General features: G+C 61.6%; 18 protein-coding genes and 1 tRNA gene. 11 read left to right on the top strand and 8 right to left on the bottom strand.

Annotated elements, in window-relative coordinates:
* The first annotated feature begins 77 nt into the window (after positions 1-77).
* From V7651_RS01795 to glpK, 4 genes are all read left to right on the top strand, one after another.
* Positions 78-497 (top strand): D-Ala-D-Ala carboxypeptidase family metallohydrolase, encoded by a 420-nt coding sequence (locus V7651_RS01795; RefSeq protein WP_335611991.1) that lies wholly within the window; start codon positions 78-80, stop codon positions 495-497.
* Complete coding sequence (locus V7651_RS01790) at positions 485-952, top strand: hypothetical protein (RefSeq protein WP_035537362.1); 468 nt, start codon at positions 485-487, stop codon at positions 950-952. The genes V7651_RS01795 and V7651_RS01790 overlap by 13 nt, the downstream gene beginning before the upstream one ends.
* 54 nt (positions 953-1006) lie before the next feature.
* Complete coding sequence (locus V7651_RS01785) at positions 1007-2371, top strand: amidase family protein (protein WP_335611990.1); 1365 nt, start codon at positions 1007-1009, stop codon at positions 2369-2371.
* Between the two features lie 61 nt (positions 2372-2432).
* Positions 2433-3920: a glycerol kinase GlpK gene (gene glpK / locus V7651_RS01780; protein WP_035537365.1), complete on the top strand. Its 1488-nt coding sequence runs from the start codon at positions 2433-2435 to the stop codon at positions 3918-3920.
* A gap of 9 nt (positions 3921-3929) precedes the next feature.
* Here glpK and V7651_RS01775 read toward each other — a convergent pair whose 3' ends face one another.
* Positions 3930-4715: a hypothetical protein gene (locus tag V7651_RS01775; RefSeq protein ID WP_335611989.1), complete on the bottom strand. Its 786-nt coding sequence runs from the start codon at positions 4713-4715 to the stop codon at positions 3930-3932.
* Positions 4716-4818: 103 nt separating this feature from the next.
* Complete coding sequence (locus V7651_RS01770; protein WP_335611988.1) at positions 4819-7941, bottom strand: TonB-dependent receptor domain-containing protein; 3123 nt, start codon at positions 7939-7941, stop codon at positions 4819-4821.
* A gap of 346 nt (positions 7942-8287) precedes the next feature.
* Here V7651_RS01770 and V7651_RS01765 point away from each other — a divergent pair, with 346 nt between their 5' ends.
* The gene (locus tag V7651_RS01765; protein ID WP_335611987.1) at positions 8288-10312 is read left to right on the top strand and encodes an alpha/beta hydrolase family protein; all 2025 of its coding nucleotides are present in this window, start codon (positions 8288-8290) and stop codon (positions 10310-10312) included.
* A 64-nt stretch (positions 10313-10376) separates the two neighbouring features.
* On the opposite strand, the gene V7651_RS01760 is transcribed toward V7651_RS01765, so the two are convergent.
* Positions 10377-10451 (bottom strand) — tRNA-Thr (locus tag V7651_RS01760).
* A 300-nt stretch (positions 10452-10751) separates the two neighbouring features.
* Here V7651_RS01760 and murA point away from each other — a divergent pair.
* Positions 10752-12032, top strand: a complete 1281-nt coding sequence (gene murA, locus V7651_RS01755; protein WP_035537373.1) for a UDP-N-acetylglucosamine 1-carboxyvinyltransferase — start codon at positions 10752-10754, stop codon at positions 12030-12032.
* A 9-nt stretch (positions 12033-12041) separates the two neighbouring features.
* A complete protein-coding gene (locus tag V7651_RS01750) occupies positions 12042-12494 on the top strand; it encodes a DUF2948 family protein (RefSeq protein WP_335611986.1) in 453 nt (150 codons plus the stop codon).
* On the opposite strand, the gene V7651_RS01745 is transcribed toward V7651_RS01750, so the two are convergent.
* A complete protein-coding gene (locus V7651_RS01745) occupies positions 12491-12874 on the bottom strand; it encodes a VOC family protein (protein WP_335611985.1) in 384 nt (127 codons plus the stop codon). The two genes, V7651_RS01750 and V7651_RS01745, sit on opposite strands and share 4 nt — an antisense overlap.
* 126 nt (positions 12875-13000) lie before the next feature.
* On the opposite strand from V7651_RS01745, the gene hisD reads away from it, so the two are divergent.
* On the top strand, positions 13001-14308 hold the full coding sequence (gene hisD, locus V7651_RS01740; protein ID WP_335611984.1) for a histidinol dehydrogenase: 1308 nt from the start codon (positions 13001-13003) through the stop codon (positions 14306-14308).
* Entirely contained in the window at positions 14301-14777 is a 477-nt protein-coding gene (locus V7651_RS01735; protein WP_335611983.1) for a UPF0262 family protein, read from the top strand. Before hisD ends, V7651_RS01735 begins: the two co-directional genes overlap by 8 nt.
* A gap of 11 nt (positions 14778-14788) precedes the next feature.
* On the opposite strand, the gene V7651_RS01730 is transcribed toward V7651_RS01735, so the two are convergent.
* Entirely contained in the window at positions 14789-15322 is a 534-nt protein-coding gene (locus V7651_RS01730; protein ID WP_335611982.1) for a cysteine dioxygenase family protein, read from the bottom strand.
* A gap of 159 nt (positions 15323-15481) precedes the next feature.
* Here V7651_RS01730 and infA point away from each other — a divergent pair, with 159 nt between their 5' ends.
* Positions 15482-15700, top strand: coding sequence for a translation initiation factor IF-1 (gene infA / locus V7651_RS01725; protein WP_034739045.1), 219 nt, complete (start codon positions 15482-15484; stop codon positions 15698-15700).
* Positions 15701-15704: 4 nt separating this feature from the next.
* Positions 15705-16289, top strand: a complete 585-nt coding sequence (locus tag V7651_RS01720; RefSeq protein ID WP_035537384.1) for a Maf family protein — start codon at positions 15705-15707, stop codon at positions 16287-16289.
* On the opposite strand, the gene V7651_RS01715 is transcribed toward V7651_RS01720, so the two are convergent.
* From V7651_RS01715 to V7651_RS01705, 3 genes are read right to left on the bottom strand one after another with little or no spacing between them, the layout of a single operon-like run.
* A complete protein-coding gene (locus V7651_RS01715) occupies positions 16286-16633 on the bottom strand; it encodes a hypothetical protein (RefSeq protein ID WP_335611981.1) in 348 nt (115 codons plus the stop codon). The genes V7651_RS01720 and V7651_RS01715 overlap by 4 nt on opposite strands.
* Positions 16634-16646: 13 nt before the next feature.
* Positions 16647-17174, bottom strand: a complete 528-nt coding sequence (locus tag V7651_RS01710) for an RNA polymerase sigma factor (RefSeq protein ID WP_335611980.1) — start codon at positions 17172-17174, stop codon at positions 16647-16649.
* 31 nt (positions 17175-17205) lie between these two features.
* On the bottom strand, positions 17206-17577 hold the full coding sequence (locus V7651_RS01705) for a DUF6249 domain-containing protein (RefSeq protein ID WP_051624650.1): 372 nt from the start codon (positions 17575-17577) through the stop codon (positions 17206-17208).
* Positions 17578-17582: the final 5 nt, after the last annotated feature.

The following is a 17582-nucleotide window of genomic DNA, read 5'->3' as shown; positions in this document are numbered from 1 at the left end:
AGCCCGCTTGTCCGCTAATACCGGCAGGCGGGCTTTTCTTTTCCGACCGCAATGGCGCCGGGCGCATTATTGCGTCCATGCTGATTGCTCATTTTCCCGATCTCGATTTAGCTGGCTGGCGTTGGCCGCACTTCACACTGCGTGAACTGGCCTGCCGTTGCGGCGGGCGCTTCTGCGCGGGGGCCTATTGGCATGACCCGGATTTTCTTGATGCGCTGGAGGCGTTGCGCGCGGCGGTGGGGCGACCGCTCGTGGTCAATTCCGGGCATCGGTGCGAGGGCTGGAATGCGGCGGTTGGCGGGGCAGCGCAGTCGATGCATCGGACCATTGCGGTCGATCTGGCGCTGGCGGGCCACGACCGGTTTACCCTGCTGACGGCGGCAGAGCGGCTGGGATTTACCGGCGTCGGCCTTGCGAAAACCTTCATCCATCTCGACCGGCGGGCTGTGCCTGCGCGCTGGTATTACAAGGGGAGTGCACGGTCATGGCAGATATAGCGGGCCTTGCGGCCAGCGCGGCGGGTGGCGGCCTTTTCGGCCTTATCGGCAGCGTCATCGGGCGCGCCGCCGGGCTGGTTGAGCGGCGGCAGGAACAGGCGCAGGAGCGGGCCCGGTGGGAGCATGAGGCGCGCATGCTGGACGCGCAGATGCGGGCAAAGCAGCAGGCGAGCGAGGCGGACCTGCGGCTGGCTGATGTGGCGGGCGGCTGGCGCGGACTGGAGGCGTCGCTAGCGGCGGAGGCTGCGATTGGGGCGAGCTATAAATGGGTTCAAGCCGTGCGGGGTGTGACGCGGCCTTTCCTCACACTGCTGCTGTGGCTGATCACCGGGCTTGTCTTTCTTGGCAGCGGCGCGGCGGCTCGCGGGGAGATTGTCGAGACGGCGACGTTCGCAGCGACAGCCGCAACGCTCTGGTGGTTTGGTGACCGGGGGCCGCGCCGCGATCCGCGTTGATACATTTCGGTTGCGTGGTAGCTTCCTCCTTAAAACAATAAGGAGGAAGACGTCATGGCCACAAAGGAAAGGCTGGACCTTGGGTCGGCCAGCGCCTGCGAAACGGCGGCTGCCGTAAGGCGTGGAGATGTATCTGCGCTGGAAGTCTGCGAGGCGGCCATCGCGCGGATAGAGCGCACGGATGGGTCGATCAATGCGGTCGTGGTGCGCGACTTTGATCGCGCCCGCGCCGCTGCGCAAAATATCGACAAGACCCGCCAGCCGAGTGATGCACGCCCGTTGCTGGGGGTATCCATGACGGTGAAGGAATCCATCGATATCGCCGGCTTGCCGACGACATGGGGCATGGACGTTTTCAAGGACCTGCCGGTAACGGAGGATGCGCTGCTCGTGAAGCGCCTGAAGGCGGCGGGGGCGGTGATCCTCGGCAAGACCAATGCGCCGGTCGCGCTCGCTGACTGGCAAACGGAGAACCCCGTCTATGGGCGCACCGTGAACCCCTATGACGAGACGCGCTCTCCGGGTGGGTCGTCTGGCGGCGCAGCGGCGGCGCTGGCGACCGGGATGGTGCCACTTGAGGTAGGCTCCGACATCGGCGGATCCATCCGCGTGCCAGCGCACATGTGCGGCGTGTTCGGGCACAAGCCGAGCTATGGCATCATTCCGCTGAAGGGACATGGGTTTCCGGGAACGGATGGTGTGGATGTTCCACTCGGTGTGGTTGGGCCGATGGCGCGCCATGCGGAAGACCTGAGTGTCGCGCTGGACGTCATGGCGGGGCCGGATGCGGGCGCGGGCTATCGGCTGGACCTGCCGACTGCGCGGCATTCGGCCTTGAGCAAGTATCGCGTGCTTATACTGGACGGCCTGCCTGGCGTTCCTGCCGACAGCGATACGCGGGCGGCGGTGTCCAATCTGGCTGATGCGCTGGCCGAGGCGGGTGCCTCCGTGTCTGATGATACGAGCGTGCTGCCAGACGTGACGGCGATCCATCAGACCTATGTGAAGATGCTCAACACGACGCTTTCGCGCGGTACGCCGGGCGCCCGGCCAATCGATGCGCATGCCTGGATGGAAGTGGTGGACGAACAGATGCGCGTGACACGTGCCTGGCGCGAGCTGTTCGAGACATATGATGTCGTGATCGCACCGATCTTCAGCACGCCCGCTTTCACCTACAAGATAGATCCGGACTGGGGCAATCGAACGCTATCGGTGGATGGCCAGGTGCAGCCCTATGGCGCGCAGCTCGCCTGGGCGGGCCTCGCGACCTTCCCCGGACTACCAGCAACGGCTGTTCCAGTAGCCAAGAGCGTCCAAGGTTTGCCAATCGGCTTGCAGCTGATTGGAGGGCCATTTGAGGACCGCACGACTCTTGGCCTCGCAAGCCTGCTGGAAGAAGCCGGGCTCACCGTGTAATCCATTGGGAATCGCGGCGCGCTTATCGCCGTCACAGCAATTACGGCGGGAGATCTGACACATGGCGACACAGGACAGGCTGCTCGTTATCGACGAGGGCACAACCTCCACGCGGGCCATTGTGTTTGATCGCGGCTTTGCACAGGTCGCCCTCGCGCAACAGGACCTGACGTTGGCCTATCCGGAAGATGGCTGGGTGCAGCAGGATGGCGAAGAGATATGGGAGCGCACGCTGGCGGTATGTCGCGAGGCGATTGAGGCGGCCGGCGGCATCGGACAGATTGCGGGCATCGGGATCACCAACCAGCGCGAGACGACGCTCGTGTGGGACCGGGCGACCGGCAAGCCGATTGCGCCGGCTATTGTCTGGCAAGACCGCCGCACGGCTCGGGTGTGCGAAACGATGAAGGCAGAGGGGCATGAGGCAGCCGTGCAGGCCGAAACGGGCCTGCTGCTGGACCCTTATTTCTCCGCGACCAAGATTGGCTGGATCCTCGATAGTGTGGACGGCGCCCGGGAACGAGCCGAGGCGGGCGAGCTGGCGTTTGGGACGGTCGAGAGCTTCCTGATCTGGAAGCTGACGGGCGGGCAGGTGCACGCCAGCGATGTCACGAATGCCTCGCGCACGCTGCTTTACAGCCTGGGGCTTGGCGGGGACGGGGGCTGGAGCGAGGCGATGGCGGCGCTCTTCAAGGTCCCGATGGGCATTTTGCCTGAGGTGAAGCCCAATGCTGCCGATTTCGGGATGAGCAATGAAAGCCTCTTTGGCGCGGCGCTGCCGATCCTGTCGGCGGCAGGCGACCAGCAGTCGGCGCTGGTGGGGCAGGGGTGCCTCGCGCCGGGCATGGCGAAGATCACTTATGGCACCGGCGCCTTCCTTGTGGCGAACACGGGGGCCGAGCGGCCGGATTCACAAAACCGCCTGCTGGGCACAGTCGGATACGAACTGCCGGGCGGCGGGGCGATGGCGCTGGAGGGCTCGATCTTCAATGCGGGCACAGTGGTCAAATGGCTGCGCGATGATCTTGGGCTGATTGATTCGGCGGAGGAGAGCGAGAGCGTGGCATCGGGCCTCAAGACCAATGGCGGCGTCTTCATCGTGCCCGCCTTTACCGGCCTCGGCGCGCCGCACTGGAACGCGGATGTGCGCGGCACAATCAGCGGACTGACACGGGCGACTACGGCGGCGCACCTTGTTCGAGCCGGGTTGGAGTCGGCGGCCTACCAGACGCTGGATCTACTGGAGGCCTTCGAGGCCGATGGCGCAGGTATTCGCGAATTGCGCGTCGATGGCGGCATGGTCGCAAATGACTGGCTGATGCAGTTCCTGGCCGATATCTGCAACCGGCCCGTGCTGAGGCCCGACTATCGCGAGATGACGGCGTTAGGTGCAGCGGCACTGGCGGCCATGCAGCTTGGCTGGCTGGCGCCCAAGGAATGGCAGGAGCGCCCCGTACAGGGCATCCGGTTCGAGCCGAAAATGGCCGACGCCGAGCGAAACACCCTGATCAAGGGCTGGAACGACGCGATGCGCAGAACGCTGGCCTAGGAGCGCTGGTCAGGCGTAGCCAAGCAGCGCCCGCAGGCCGGGCACGGCATAGTCGACCAGTTTTTTCTGCGCGTCAGGCAGAACGTCCGGCAGGCGGGAATCGTCGACATCAAGATTGTCGCGCGATGTGCTGCTCTGGGCCTTGTCGCTGCCAATGATGACGCGTTCGCGCCAGTCATCTGGCACGGCAATACCGCAATCGTTTAGCAGTTGCGTGAAATACTGCTCGGCGCGCAGGGAATTGATGTCTTTCAGGTGCTGGACCATGTCTTCGTAGCGATACAGACGCGCATGCGTTCCAAGCCATGCGGCGGCATTGAAGGTGAAAATGTCCTTCAATTCGGGGGCCTTGCCATGGATTCCGAAAATCATGAGGTTCATCAGGACTTCGGGTTCCAGCTTGTCGCTGCGCAGATGGCCAATGCCGCCATCGAAATTCTCTGACAGGAAGAAACGGGCGCGCGCGATGACCCAGCTATACGGGTCGCGCACGAGGAGGATGTGGCGGGCCGGCGAAATCGCCATCGCGGAATCGTCAGAGAAAAGCATATGGCCCCAGCTGATCTTGGGTGCTTCGGGCGACAGGGCGCGCAGGTGGCCGCGCAGGTTGGGAATCTGCAGGAACGTGTCGTGGTATTGCTGCTCAACGGGCACGAACATGCGCATGATGTTGCGAATGAGATGGGTGCCGCATTTGGGCACGGAATTGAGGAACACGGGCTGCTCTAGTGGCGCCTGGACGAACTCCTTGTTCCGCTCGTTCAGATTGTCCTGCTTCATCGTGATACGGGGCACTGGGGCATCTCCTTTGGTGTTCCAGAGGGGAGACTATCGCATCTCGCCCAAAGAAGAAGCGGCGGAACATGTTCCGCCGCTTCCATCAGGTGTTTCGGTCTAACTAGAACTTCTTGTTGATGTTCATGAAGAAGCGACGGCCAAACCAGTCATACTGGGAGTAGAAGGCCGATGTACCGACGGTGTTGTATTCGCCGAGGTTCAGCGTTGTCACCGATGGTGGAGCTTCATCAAACACGTTGGCGACACCGACGCGGACCTGGAAGCCGTTTGGCAGTTCGCGGGTCAGCGAGGCGGAGTGGTAGATGACCTGCTCCGTCTTCAGCTTGAAGCGGATCGGGTTACCGAGCGAGGTGCCCGTGTTGCCGCCGTAGCTGTCGATGTTGGACGTGTCGCCGATATAGTTGACACCCCAGTAAGCTGCCCATGGACCGCGTTCGAAGGTCACGCTGGCTTCACCAACCCATTCAGGATCACCGGCTTCACCATTGGAGTCGATCGGGTCGCTCGATGCGAACAGGACCAGTTCATCTTCCATCTGGTATGTTGCCTGACCTTCGAGGGTCATGGAGCCGAATGCAAAGTCGCGGCTGTACTCAGCCTGCATGTCGACACCCTTGTTCGTCTGGGTCGCAACGTTGATGAAGTTATTGGTGACCGTATCGATCAGGTAGTTGGTGTCGTTCCGGGTGAACAGGTCACACAGTGGCTCGGTGGCAAAGTTGTCGGATTCATAGCAACCGAGCAGGATGTTTGCGGCACCAAGCTGGGTGATCTGGTCAGACACTTCGATCTCGTAATAGTCGATGGATGCACGGAAGTTGGCAAATGTCGGAACCCAGATCAGGCCGATGTTAAGAGCATCGGATGTTTCAGCGTCCAGGCTACCGGCATTACCGCTGGCCGAAACCGTGGCACTGCCGCCACCGCCGCCAGGCACGAGGCCCGGTGGAAGATCAGCCGCACAGTTGTTGAAGCGACGTTCCGAAATGTCACCATCGGCAAATGCGTTCACGTAGTTGACGCATGGGTCGATCGTGCGCTGGCCAGCGAAGGCTGTCTGGGAATCAAGGTAGAGTTCGTAAAGAGCAGGTGCCCGGAACGATGTGCCGTAAGTTGCACGTGCCTTGACGGATGGCGTGACCTGCCAGCCGAGACCGACCTTGTAGGTCGTGCCGTCGCCATAGACGTCCACGTCTGTCCAGCGTGCGGACAGGGAGAGGTCGAGGGCCTCGACCAGTGGCTTGTCCTTAAGCAGCGGAATGGCCAATTCGCCAAACAGGGCTGTCGATGTTTTCGAACCGCGTGTGATACCGGCGCTGCTGGAACCCCAGGCGTTGCCGACCTGGAAGACTTCAGCCGGAACATCGTTGATGCGTTCACGGGTGCGGTTGAAGCCAAAGCCGGCTTCCACTGTGCCTGCTGGCAGTTCAAAGAGTGGACCATCAACGAAGGCTTCAATCTGTGCCTGTTCGTAGATCGTGTTGCCGGTTGCCGTGCCGAACAGGAAGTCCCGCTCGTTCTGTGGCAGTTCGCCATTCAGGAGGTCCGGGTTGTACCAGTTCACGTCGACGCATGGTACGCCGCGAACGGGTGTCACGGTGCCTTCGCAAAGGCTGTTGCGGAACTCGTAGGGCGTGATGGCATCGTCATAGATAACGTCGCTGGTGTAATCGCCATCGGACTGCGAGAACTGAAGAAACACGTCATAGTTCCAGTCGGTCAGCGCGCCGTCGAAATTACCGCGGGCACCGCCAACAAGGTTCACGTAGTTCACGGTGACCTTGTCGTCAGAGTGGTTGGTCGCGCCCGTGCCGCTGAGGCCGAAGTATGAGGTCACGCCTGCGCCGGTCAGGACGTCAGGTTGCTGGACTCCCCAACCATTGGCCAGGGCCACCGGGTCGCCGCCAACGGCAAAGCCTGCACCATAGTCGTAGCCGTAAAGGTACTGGTAGGACCAGAACTGGCGGTAACCGTTCACTTTCGTTTCGCGACGGTTCAGCAGGAATTCGCCGTAGAGTTCAGCGCTGCTTGTCAGCTCGAACGTACCGGTGCCGAACAGTGTCACGCGCTCCGATTCAGGGACGAGCGTGGCTTCGTCCTGGAACGGGTGGTCTGCGCTGACAAGCGCTTCGGAGAGACCGGCTGTCGGGCCGTAGTACGAGTCAGGATCCGCGCCTGGCAGGAGCAGTTCGCCAAGACCGACAGCATACCAGCCGGGAGGGGCAATGATGCCCGCGCCGCTTGGGCCGAAGGCTGGCAGGTATTGGGCCAGCGTACCGTCATAGTCGTACTGCAGCAGTGAGCTCTGGCGCTGCCATGGACGCGAAGCATAGTTCGGGTCGAGGTAGTCATAGACCCACTGGTGGCCCCAAAGGGCATCTGTACACTTGTACTTGCCGGTGGCCGGATTGATCAGGTCAGCGCGCTCGCCCGTCTCTGGGTCGAAGACATAGTCTTCACCACAGTTGAAGTAGTCACGGTCGCCCTGTGCGAGTTCTTCCTGCTTGTTGTAGTCGAACGTGAGAAGCACATTGCCGCGGCTGAAATCCTTGCCCCATGCACCGCTGGCGCGCAGCTCTTCGCCGCCGCCTTCTTCAGGACCGCTGTAGAAGAAGTCGATTTCGGACGTATCGCCCGACTTGGTGATGATGTTGACCACACCGGCCACAGCGTCAGAACCGTAGACCGACGACGCGCCGTCTTTCAGGACTTCGATGTTCTGGACGGCGGAAAGCGGAATGGCGTTCAGGTCGAATGCCGAAACGCCACCGCGTGTACCGGCCTTACCGGCGCGACGGCCGTTGATCAGTGTCAGTGTCCGGCTGGCGCCAAGACCGCGAAGCGAAATCGTTTCCGTGCCGATGCCGCCGTTCTGGACAAAGGCAGCAGACGTTGCTGCGGTGACCTGAGGCGAACCAGCCGCGACAGTTGCGGTTTGCAGCAGCGATGCCACATCCGAAATACCTGCCAGCGAAGCCTTGTCAGCCGAGATGATGTCAACAGGCGCGACGCTCGTGTACTCGCTCGACAGGCGCGAACCCGTAACGCGCACGACATCAAGCTTCTTTTCGTCTGCAGCTTCAGTAGCCGGCGCGACGACGGCAACTGCCTCGTCTTCCGTTACATCTGCTTCCTGTGCGAAAACATTGCTGCCAAGTCCGGCGCACAACGCCGTGATGGCAACCGTGCGCAATAGCGCACCGCTGTAATTCATTGGTTTCATGAGTGGCTTCTCCGTTTCCCTCATTTCATGGAGAGCATCCGTCAATGACCCGGCCTCAACTCCGGCAATAAGACGACTACCCCTGCATGAATTGTTGCGATCTCGTAATCTAGAGATCAATGGCGATTATGCATAATTGGCCAAAAGAGTGACATTAGTGACATATTTGCCATAATTCGTGCGCGGATTGCACAAGCTATGCACAGTTTGAGCATCGCAGAGTCCATTTGGGCAAGACTATGCCACGAAGGCGCATTCTGGCAGAAGCGTCTGCTTCAGGTAAACACCGTGAGTTGACATGCCCGCGCCTGCCGGGTGACACCGGAATGAGGGAGACCAACAGACCATGATGAAACCGATCCTGACTTCGCTTCTGCTCGCATGTGGCCTTGCCACGCCTGTCATGGGCCCAGCCAGCGCGGACCCCATTCCAATTGATGACCTTGCCCGCCTTCCGGCCATTGAGAACGTCACCGTTACGACGGACGGCAAGACAATGTTCGCCTTGCTCGGGCCGAGCACGGGCAATGATCGGGATCGCGCCGTGGTTGCGGCATGGGATCTCGAAGACCTGTCAAAGGCGCCGGTCATCGCCGGACCCGATGGCAATGACAGCGAGTTCATGTACCTGCAGGCACTGAAGAATGGCTATGTTCTGACGGCTGTGCGCAGACCTTTCACCGGCTCCCTGCGCGGCTGCAGCGAGGGCAAGTCGACCGGCTCCACGCGCACGTGGGTGGTAAAAACACTCATCACCGACAAGACTTTCAAGAAGTTCGAAGAGCCATTCATCGACATGGGCAGCATGCGCGGCATGAGCAAGAACACCGAAACGTGCCTGCGCATGGAAGCTCGTGGGTCGGTCGTTTCACGCATGGCCGGGGACCCGGACACAGTGCTGATTTCACGCCTCAGCGCGAAATCCTTCGAAACAGAACTTGCCCGTCTGAACCTCAAGGACAACAAGGTTGACGTCGTTTACCAGAACTCCGGCACCCGCGCGGCTGGCTATGCCGATCCTTGGGATGGCGAGGTGATGTCAGAGGCCGATTTCGACGAAACTTCCGATACTTTCTACCAGGACACGTATCTGAAGGTCGAAAAAGGCGGCACCCTGGAGAAACAGGATGCGCTGCGGATTGACCTCGTTGATCGTCGCAAGCTGGAGGTCATCCATTGGGATGGGCAGACTGGCCTTTACTACATCCTGACGAACAAGATGTCAGACAAGGCGCAGATCTACACCTATGATCCGAAGACAAAGACGCTGAGCGACGAGCCGGTTTTCGCGCATCCTGATTTTGATGCGGCGGGCATGGTCACCTCTACTGTTGCGGCAGAGTTCGGCAAGGTTCTGGGCTTTACATACTATGCCGATATTGTCCGCACCACTTGGGTAGACCCGGATCTGGGCGGCATCGTCCTCGGCCTCGAACAGGCTATGCCGGGCGAAAATATCAGCGTCGTTTATGCATCTGACGACCGCAACCGCATCATCTTCGAAGCCTCGTCCGTGAAGAACGCGGGGCGTTTTTACGTGCTGGATGATCGCAAGAACCTGCAATCGCTTGGTGCGGCACGGCCGTGGATCGATCCGGCTGATATCGGTGATACCAAGCTGGTCTATTACGACGCCCGCGATGGCCGCAAAACGCCAGCCCTGCTGACCACGCCTGCCGGCTGGAAAGAGGGTGATGCACCGGGCAAGGCGATCGTGCTGCCGCATGGCGGCCCCTGGGCGCGGGACTTTGGCGGCTGGGATGCCAGCGGATGGATTCCGTTCCTGACATCGCGCGGCTTCGCCGTTCTCCAGCCGCAATATCGCGGCAGCACCGACTGGGGGCTTGACCAGTGGCGCGCCGGTGACGGCCAGTATGGCTACAAGGCGCAGGACGACCTGGAAGATGGCGCTGCATGGCTTGTCTCGAGCGGGCTGGCCAAGGCCGACCGCATGGCGATCTTCGGCTATTCCTATGGCGGCTATGCCGCGATGGCGGCAACGACGCGGACAAACAGTCCCTTCCAGTGCGCCATTGCCGGGGCCGGTTATGCCGAATCCGCCAAGATCAATGTCGGCGTGGACCGCAGCCGCTTTGGCCGCATGGCCTATGCCAACGCTCTCTCAGGCAAAGACGTGATTCGCGATGCGGATCAGGCCAGCATTCCTGTCCTGATCTTCCATGGCGACCGCGACGTGCGCGTGCCCAACACGTTTGGCGAAGCGTTCTATAATGCCGTGAAGGGCCACACCAAGGCCAAATATGTCAGCATTGCTGACCAGCCTCACAGCCTGCCCTGGACGCCGGACCAGCAGCGCCAGTCGCTGGAGGCCATTGAGGACTTCCTTTATGGAGAGTGCGGCCTGAAATAGCTGAAACGACTTGTCGCCACCTCGCTCGCGGGGTGGCGCCTCAGGCCTGATTTTCTGGGAAAACTGGTGCCGCGAGGGAGAATTGAACTCCCGACCTCGTCATTACCAATGACGCGCTCTACCACTGAGCTACCGCGGCGTTGCCGTTTGCAAGTCGCGGCTTTAGCTTAAGCCTACCCAGATGAAAAGACCGTTTCGCCGCGAAAAGCTGTACTTATGTCCCATACGCCGAAAGACCCGCAAATTGCTGCCCGCCGCGCTGAGGCGCTGCGGGCGAATCTGAAACGCCGGAAGGCTGCCTCCCGGAAGGCGAGCGACACGCCGCCTGCGCCTGAAAAGCCAACCAAAAGCTCCTGACGCTGCCTCGGCGCCAACAATGCCCCACCCACAGCACAATCACGCCTTTCCCGCGCCGTGAACCGCTCTATAAGTGCGCCCCATGGATAGATTGAACATTATTGGCGGCGCTGAGCTCAACGGCCGCATTCCCGTTTCCGGCGCCAAGAACTCGGCGCTGAAGCTCATGGTGGCTTGCCTGCTGACCGACGAGCCGATCACGCTGACCAATATGCCAAGCTTGGCGGACACGCGCTTCCTGGCGCAGCTGCTGGAGACTCTCGGTGTGGAGGTCTACTGGCCAAAGGGCGAGTCGACGTGCCACCTCAATGCTGCCGAGCTGAAAAGCACGATCGCGCCCTATGAACAGGTGCGCAAGATGCGGGCGAGCTTCAACGTTCTTGGACCGTTGATTGCCCGTTCCGGGCACGCGACCGTGTCATTGCCGGGCGGTTGCGCGATCGGTGCGCGACCGGTCGACCTCCATTTGCAGGCACTGGAAGCCATGGGCGCTGACCTGAAGGTCGAGCAGGGCTATGTGAAGGCGGCAGCCATTCAGGGCCTCAAAGGCGCTCATATCGTGTTCTCGATGCCGAGCGTCGGCGCGACGGAGCATGCGATGCTGACGGCCACGCTGGCGTCAGGTGAGACCATTCTCGAAAACGCGGCGCGCGAGCCGGAGATCGAGGATCTCGCTGACTGCCTGAACAAGATGGGCGCGAAGATTACCGGCGCCGGCACGTCCACGATCCGCGTCCAGGGCGTGGAAAAGCTGCACGGCACCACGCATGCCGTGATGCCGGACCGGATCGAGGCGGGCACTTATGCCATGGCGGCAGCGGCAGCGGGCGGCGACGTCACACTCGACGGCTGCCCGGTCGAGGCGCTCGGCGCGATGATTGCCAAGCTGCGCGAGGCCGGTGTTACGGTGGACGCCGACGAAGCGGCCCAGACGCTGCGCATCCGTCGCAATGGCACGCGCCTCAAGGCGGTGAACGTATCGACCCAGCCGCACCCCGGTTTCCCCACGGACTTGCAGGCTCAGTTCATGGCACTAATGAGCGTTGCCGATGGCACGAGCATCATCCGCGAGACGATTTTCGAGAACCGTTTCATGCACGCCCCCGAGCTGCAGCGGCTGGGCGCCAATATTCTCGTGCGTGGGCAGGAGGCCGTTGTGAAGGGCGTGCCACACCTGACGGGCGCGCCTGTTATGGCAACAGACCTGCGCGCTTCGGTATCACTTGTGATTGCAGGGCTTGCGGCCGAGGGTGAGACTGTGGTGAACCGTATCTACCATCTCGATCGCGGGTTCGAGCGGCTGGAAGCAAAACTGAATGCCTGCGGCGCCAATATCAAGCGCCTGTCGGGCGAGGACGAATAAGGGGCCAATATGTCCGAGCCACAAGCGCTGCGTCTCCTGGCGGAAACGCCCGAGGACCTTCAAGTCATTGCAGCCGCGGTTCAGGATTCGGTCGTTAAGGCCGGCAGCCTGAAATACGAGGCGCGTATCCGTCGCTTTTCGCTCGAGCTGAACCGGTTCCGCTGGGAAGCTGGCCAGCCGAACCGCAAGGAAGGCGCACGCGTGCGCTCGCTGCTGGCATTTGATGGCGTTCTGGGCGCGAAGACGCGGGCCGTGACGAAAGTCGATCCGGAACTGATCCTCTCGCTGCTTGAAGTGACGTTCACACCAGCCGAAGAACCGCCCGGCGGCACGGTCACGCTTCTATTCGCTGGCGATGGTGAGATTACGCTGGATGTTGAAGTGCTGGATGCAACGCTGCTGGACAGTGATTATGTCTGGCCGACGCGCAACCTACCGAGCCACGAGCGTCGCCGGCGCTAGCCATCAGCCGAATGGCACACGGCCTGTAACTTGTTATTGTCCGGATCGCGTACATACGCGCCGTAATAGTCTGGATGATACTGGGGACGCAGACCCGGTGCGCCCTCATCCGTGCCCCCATTGGCGAGCGCGGCGGCATGGAATGCATCGACCATGGCGCGGCTGTCTGCCGCAAAGGCTACATGCGTGCCATTGCCATTCGTGGCGGGGCGGCCGTCGAAGGTTGGTCCTATGAACAGCATGGGGTTGTTCAACGCGCCATAGGCGATGCCGGTCTCGTGCTCGAACATTACCGGTAGTTTCAGCACGTCTGCTACGGCTTCCCAGAACGGTTTGGCGCGTTCCCAGTCATTGGTTCCAAGCGTGACATGGCTGAACATGTTCTGGTTCCTTCCCTACAGTCATGGTTCTTACTCTAGGTTTGCGTGGCGGAGTGGACAAGCCGCGCCTTGCCAGCCGGGATATGACAGTCCATGTACCGGGTTTTGGAAAGCCGGGTCCCCCTCATGGTCCGTAGATTTGATGCCCTTCAGCCGGATTTCGAAACCGGCTTTGCTGCGTTCCTCGCGGAGGATCGTGGCACAGGGCATGATGTGGCCAGCATTGTGCGCAAAATTCTCGATGATGTTGAGGCATCCGGCGGGCAGGCTGTGGCCGATTACACGGCAAAATTTGATGCGTTGCAGGTCAATCCGACGACCCTTCAGTCTGATAATGTGGACCTTCACGCGCTCGCAGCCGATTGCCCGGCCGACCTGCGCGAGGCCATCGATTTCGCCCATGACCGGATTGCCGCCTATCACACGGCCCAGCGCCCCGCGGACCACCGCTTCACCGATACAGCCGGCGTTGAGCTCGGCTGGCGCTGGACGGCGCTGGAAAGTGTCGGCGTCTATGTGCCCGGCGGCCGCGCAAGCTATCCATCCTCAGTCCTGATGAACACCGTGCCGGCGAAGATTGCCGGCGTGTCGCGCATTGTCATGGTCGCGCCAGCGCCCGGTGGCGAACTGGCACCTGCCGTGGCCTATGCAGCGCTGAAAGCGGGTGTTGATGAATTCTACCCCATCGGCGGCGCTCAGGCCGTCGCCGCGCTCGCCTTTGGCGCTGGCCGCCTGAAGCCGGTCGACAAGATTGTCGGCCCGGGCAATGCCTTTGTGGCCGAGGCGAAACGGCAGGTTTTCGGCCGAGTCGGCATCGACACCATTGCCGGTCCGTCAGAGATCCTCGTCATTGCCGACCACACCGCAAATCCTGACTGGGTGGCTGCTGATCTGCTCTCGCAGGCCGAGCATGATCCATCGAGTCAGTCCATCCTGATCGCCGTGGATAAGGCTGTGGGCAAGGCTGTGGAAATCTCTGTGGAAAACCAGTTGAAGGAATTGGCGACCGGCGAGCGGGCGCGTCTTTCGTGGGAGGCCCACGGCGCCATCATCGATGCGCCAGACCTCGAAACTGCAGCAGCCATTGCGAACCAGATCGCACCGGAGCACCTGGAGCTGGCCATTGCCGATCCGGACGCGCTCCTGCCACTGATCCAGCATGCGGGCGCGGTCTTCCTTGGCCACCTGACGCCTGAGGCGCTGGGCGATTACGTGACGGGCTCCAACCACGTGCTGCCGACCAGCCGCGCCGCGCGTTTTGGCTCCGGCCTTGGCCTCTATGACTTCCTGAAGCGCATGAGCATCCAGCGGGTCAGCCCTGAGGGCTTTGCGGCGCTTGCACCGGCGGCCCTGCGCCTTGCCGAGGCTGAACGCCTGCCGGCGCATGCCCGTTCTGTGTCCATTCGTACCAACCGGAGCGGGGCTGATGGGTGAAAACCGGCTGATCTCGATCCATATCGATGAGGAGACGCTTGGTGCGTCCGGCCCGGATGCGGAGCATGAGCGCCGCGTTGCCATATTCGACCTGATTGAAGAGAACAGTTTCGGCCTGCCGGACCATGACAGGGGGCCCTATGCCCTCAGCCTGTCTCAGGTGGAGCGCAAGCTGGTCTTCGCCATCCGCGACGAGGCCGGCGCGGACGTGCACACCTTTATTCTGTCCATGGGGCCGTTCCGGGGCGTGATCCGCGACTATTTCATGATCTGCGACAGCTATTACGATGCCATCCGCAACCAGACGCCGCATCAGATCGAGGCCATCGACATGGCGCGGCGCGGTATCCACAATGAGGGTTCGGAACTGCTAGCCGAGCGCCTCGAAGGCAAGGTCGATGTCGATTTCCACACGTCCCGCCGCCTGTTCACACTGATCTGCTCGTTGCACGCGGGGCAGACGCGCTAGCGCTATTTGCTTCAGCCGGCGAACATGGCTTTCGCTTTTTCCACGTCATAGGTCCGTTCGGTCAGGTTTTCCGGGTCCCACTCGCTGCGATGGACGGCGAAGAAATCACCGCCATAGACATGGATAGCGCCGGTGAGCTTCTGGATCGGGTTGGTGACCGAATGGATCACGTCTTTCCCGAGCGGCGCGACATCGCCCGTCGACAGGGCTTTCGCGCCAGCGGCCTCGACGCGTCCTGTCGGGTCGTCCTTTATCCGGCGCCAGAAGATATTGTCTTCCCGGCCGCCATAGACGCCGATCACGGCCCACATTTCATGATTATGCGGCATCAGGGTCATGCCGGGCTTCCAGACGACATTCAGGATGGTGAGATCGTCTGCCCGATGGATCGGGAAGATGCCGCCTGCGGTTGGCTCGCCCACGGCGGCCACCACATTTGCCGGATCGCTTAGCGCACGGGTGACGATCTCGCTGACCGCTTTATGGGTCGGGTCATTCGTCACCGCCGCCCGGCAATCTTCGACGAACTGATCAAGATCAAGCATGGTATCCTCCGTGACTTAAAGTGGTAAGCCAGCAGGCGCGGGGGAACAAGCACATGCGCGTCTGACCATCCGCGCTTGCCGGAATCCCTTCTACGGGCTATGGCGCACCCCTATATGCGTTTCGGCGGCGCAACGGTCCGCAGATTATTTGGAGACTTCATGTCGAAGGAAGAACTAATTGAATTTGAAGGCACAGTTGTCGAACTGCTGCCGAACGCGACGTTCCGCGTCAAACTCGAGAACGAACACGAGATCATCGCCCACACTGCGGGCAAGCTGCGCAAGAACCGTATCCGCGTTCTGACCGGCGACAAGGTCATGGTTGAAATGACCCCCTACGACCTTACCAAGGGTCGCATTACCTACCGCTTCCGCTAAACCGATGGCGTCTACCGGACATGCGCCGCTCATTCTCGCGAGCGCCAGTCCGCGCCGCCGGGAACTGCTCGCCCAGATCGGCATCGTCCCGGACCTGATCGCCCCCACCGACATTGACGAAACGCGTCGCAAGGACGAGTCGCCGCGTGCGCTGGCTGAGCGCCTTGCGCGCGAGAAGGCGGCTGCGTCTCCGGAAGCGGGCTATGTGCTGGCTGCCGATACGGTTGTCGCGCTGGGCACGCGTAATCTGGAAAAGGCCGCAGATGCGATGGAGGCGGAGGCCTTCCTCCGGCTGCTGTCAGGGCGCTCGCACCAGTGCATCACAGGCATAGCCGTGAAGGCCCCGGATGGCCGCGTGCAGGCGCGCACTGTGCTCGCCCGCGTGCGGATGAAGCGGCTGACCGATGCGGAGATCGCTGCCTATGTCGCCAGCGGCGAATGGCAGGGTAAAGCTGGCGGCTATGGCATCCAGGGCATGGCGGGTGGTTTCATCAGCCATATCAATGGCAGCTATACGGCGATTGTCGGGCTACCGCTTTATGAGACGAAAGCGCTGCTAGAGGGCATGGGCTGGCGGGCGAAAGCCTAGGCCCGCTCCATCGCTGCCACGGCCAGCAGGCTCAATCCAACAACAGCTGCGACGCCGAGCCATAGCGGATTGGCACTGGCAAGGGCCGTCATGTCGGTTTGCGCCTGCACGATGGACGTCGTGATGGATGTGTCGAGGCCGACCGTATCGGCCAGCAGTTTGGGCAGTTGAGAGGCGGCAACCAGCGCGCCGGCAACGCCGGTTACGGCCAGCAGCAGCTTGCGCATCCGGCCTTGCGCGCGCACCCGGCCCATCACGCCATCGGTGAAGGGTTTCGCCTCCAGTGCGCGGTCTTCGCTCGCGAACAGGGCGGTCAGGTCGGCGTAAGTATCTTCGTCTCGCATGGTTTCTACTCCATCATGCCACTTCAGTGGCGGCAAGGTGTTTGCGAAGGGCGGCCACGCCGCGGTTCACATGGGATTTGATCGTACCGAGCGGCCAGCCTGTGGCTTCTGCAGCTTCCCGGTGGCTGAGGCTGGCAGCGACACAGAGGGTAACGCATATGCGCTGGGCCTCAGGCAGTTTTTCGAGGGCGCGTGACAGGTCCATCTTGTCATTTGCCGAGTCGGCCTGCGTGCGGCCGAAGGGGATGATTTCGGCCGTTTCGTCGAACTCGATCTCCATTTTCTGGCGGCGGCGCACCTGCAGGAATTCACGATAGCAGATCGTGCAGATCCAGGCCGCGAACGTGCCACCGGCATAGGTGCCGATCTTCTGCCAGGCGGTGAGGAAGGTTGCCTGGGCGATATCGTCCCCGTCGCTGGCCGTGCCTGTCAGGCGGCGCGCCATGCCCCGCACCCTTGCCTGGTGACGCCGCACGAGTTCGGCATAGGCGCTTTCGCTGCCACGTGCGGCATCGGCTGCCAGGTCAGGGTCGGTGCGCATGTCGTTGCCTCCCGCGGCGACGATCCACAGATCAGGCTGCTTTGGAGCCATGACCGAATTTCCAGAGGCCAAGATATGCCAGTCCAAGGAAAACCGGAAATGAGGCCACGCCGATCATCGGCATGACGGCTTCGCCTTCTTGCTGACCAACCACCATACCAAGTACGGCGAAAGCGCATCCGAAGGCGATGAAGAGGACGCCGCGGCGCAGGTCAGCCCGAATCGGATCGACCAGAAGCGACATCTTCTCGATCAGTTCCGGCGAGATGGTCTGGCCGCTGTCGATGGCGTGGCGCACGGTTTCGTGGGCCGTGAGGCGCTTTTTGTAATTGAACAGGCTGACCAGCCAGATGCAGACCGGCAGGACAGAAAACAGGACAATAGGGACAAGGACGTCTTCCATTAGGG

This window comes from Hyphomonas oceanitis (assembly GCF_036964545.1).
Taxonomy (GTDB): Bacteria; Pseudomonadota; Alphaproteobacteria; order Caulobacterales; family Hyphomonadaceae; genus Hyphomonas; species Hyphomonas oceanitis.
This window is presented reverse-complemented; position numbering and strand designations above follow the sequence as displayed.

Excerpts from the sequence above, each read along its gene's own strand:
- V7651_RS01745 (WP_335611985.1), bottom strand. The coding sequence starts at position 12,874 with ATGTTCAGCCATGTCACGCTTGGAACCAATGACTGGGAACGCGCCAAA.
- glpK (WP_035537365.1), top strand. The coding sequence starts at position 2,433 with ATGGCGACACAGGACAGGCTGCTCGTTATCGACGAGGGCACAACCTCC.
- V7651_RS01715 (WP_335611981.1), bottom strand. The coding sequence starts at position 16,633 with ATGCGAGACGAAGATACTTACGCCGACCTGACCGCCCTGTTCGCGAGC.
- V7651_RS01765 (WP_335611987.1), top strand. The coding sequence starts at position 8,288 with ATGATGAAACCGATCCTGACTTCGCTTCTGCTCGCATGTGGCCTTGCC.
- V7651_RS01750 (WP_335611986.1), top strand. The coding sequence starts at position 12,042 with ATGTCCGAGCCACAAGCGCTGCGTCTCCTGGCGGAAACGCCCGAGGAC.
- V7651_RS01735 (WP_335611983.1), top strand. The coding sequence starts at position 14,301 with ATGGGTGAAAACCGGCTGATCTCGATCCATATCGATGAGGAGACGCTT.
- murA (WP_035537373.1), top strand. The coding sequence starts at position 10,752 with ATGGATAGATTGAACATTATTGGCGGCGCTGAGCTCAACGGCCGCATT.
- hisD (WP_335611984.1), top strand. The coding sequence starts at position 13,001 with ATGGTCCGTAGATTTGATGCCCTTCAGCCGGATTTCGAAACCGGCTTT.
- infA (WP_034739045.1), top strand. The coding sequence starts at position 15,482 with ATGTCGAAGGAAGAACTAATTGAATTTGAAGGCACAGTTGTCGAACTG.
- V7651_RS01730 (WP_335611982.1), bottom strand. The coding sequence starts at position 15,322 with ATGCTTGATCTTGATCAGTTCGTCGAAGATTGCCGGGCGGCGGTGACG.
- V7651_RS01795 (WP_335611991.1), top strand. The coding sequence starts at position 78 with ATGCTGATTGCTCATTTTCCCGATCTCGATTTAGCTGGCTGGCGTTGG.
- V7651_RS01710 (WP_335611980.1), bottom strand. The coding sequence starts at position 17,174 with ATGCGCACCGACCCTGACCTGGCAGCCGATGCCGCACGTGGCAGCGAA.
- V7651_RS01705 (WP_051624650.1), bottom strand. The coding sequence starts at position 17,577 with ATGGAAGACGTCCTTGTCCCTATTGTCCTGTTTTCTGTCCTGCCGGTC.
- V7651_RS01720 (WP_035537384.1), top strand. The coding sequence starts at position 15,705 with ATGGCGTCTACCGGACATGCGCCGCTCATTCTCGCGAGCGCCAGTCCG.
- V7651_RS01790 (WP_035537362.1), top strand. The coding sequence starts at position 485 with ATGGCAGATATAGCGGGCCTTGCGGCCAGCGCGGCGGGTGGCGGCCTT.
- V7651_RS01785 (WP_335611990.1), top strand. The coding sequence starts at position 1,007 with ATGGCCACAAAGGAAAGGCTGGACCTTGGGTCGGCCAGCGCCTGCGAA.
- V7651_RS01770 (WP_335611988.1), bottom strand. The coding sequence starts at position 7,941 with ATGAAACCAATGAATTACAGCGGTGCGCTATTGCGCACGGTTGCCATC.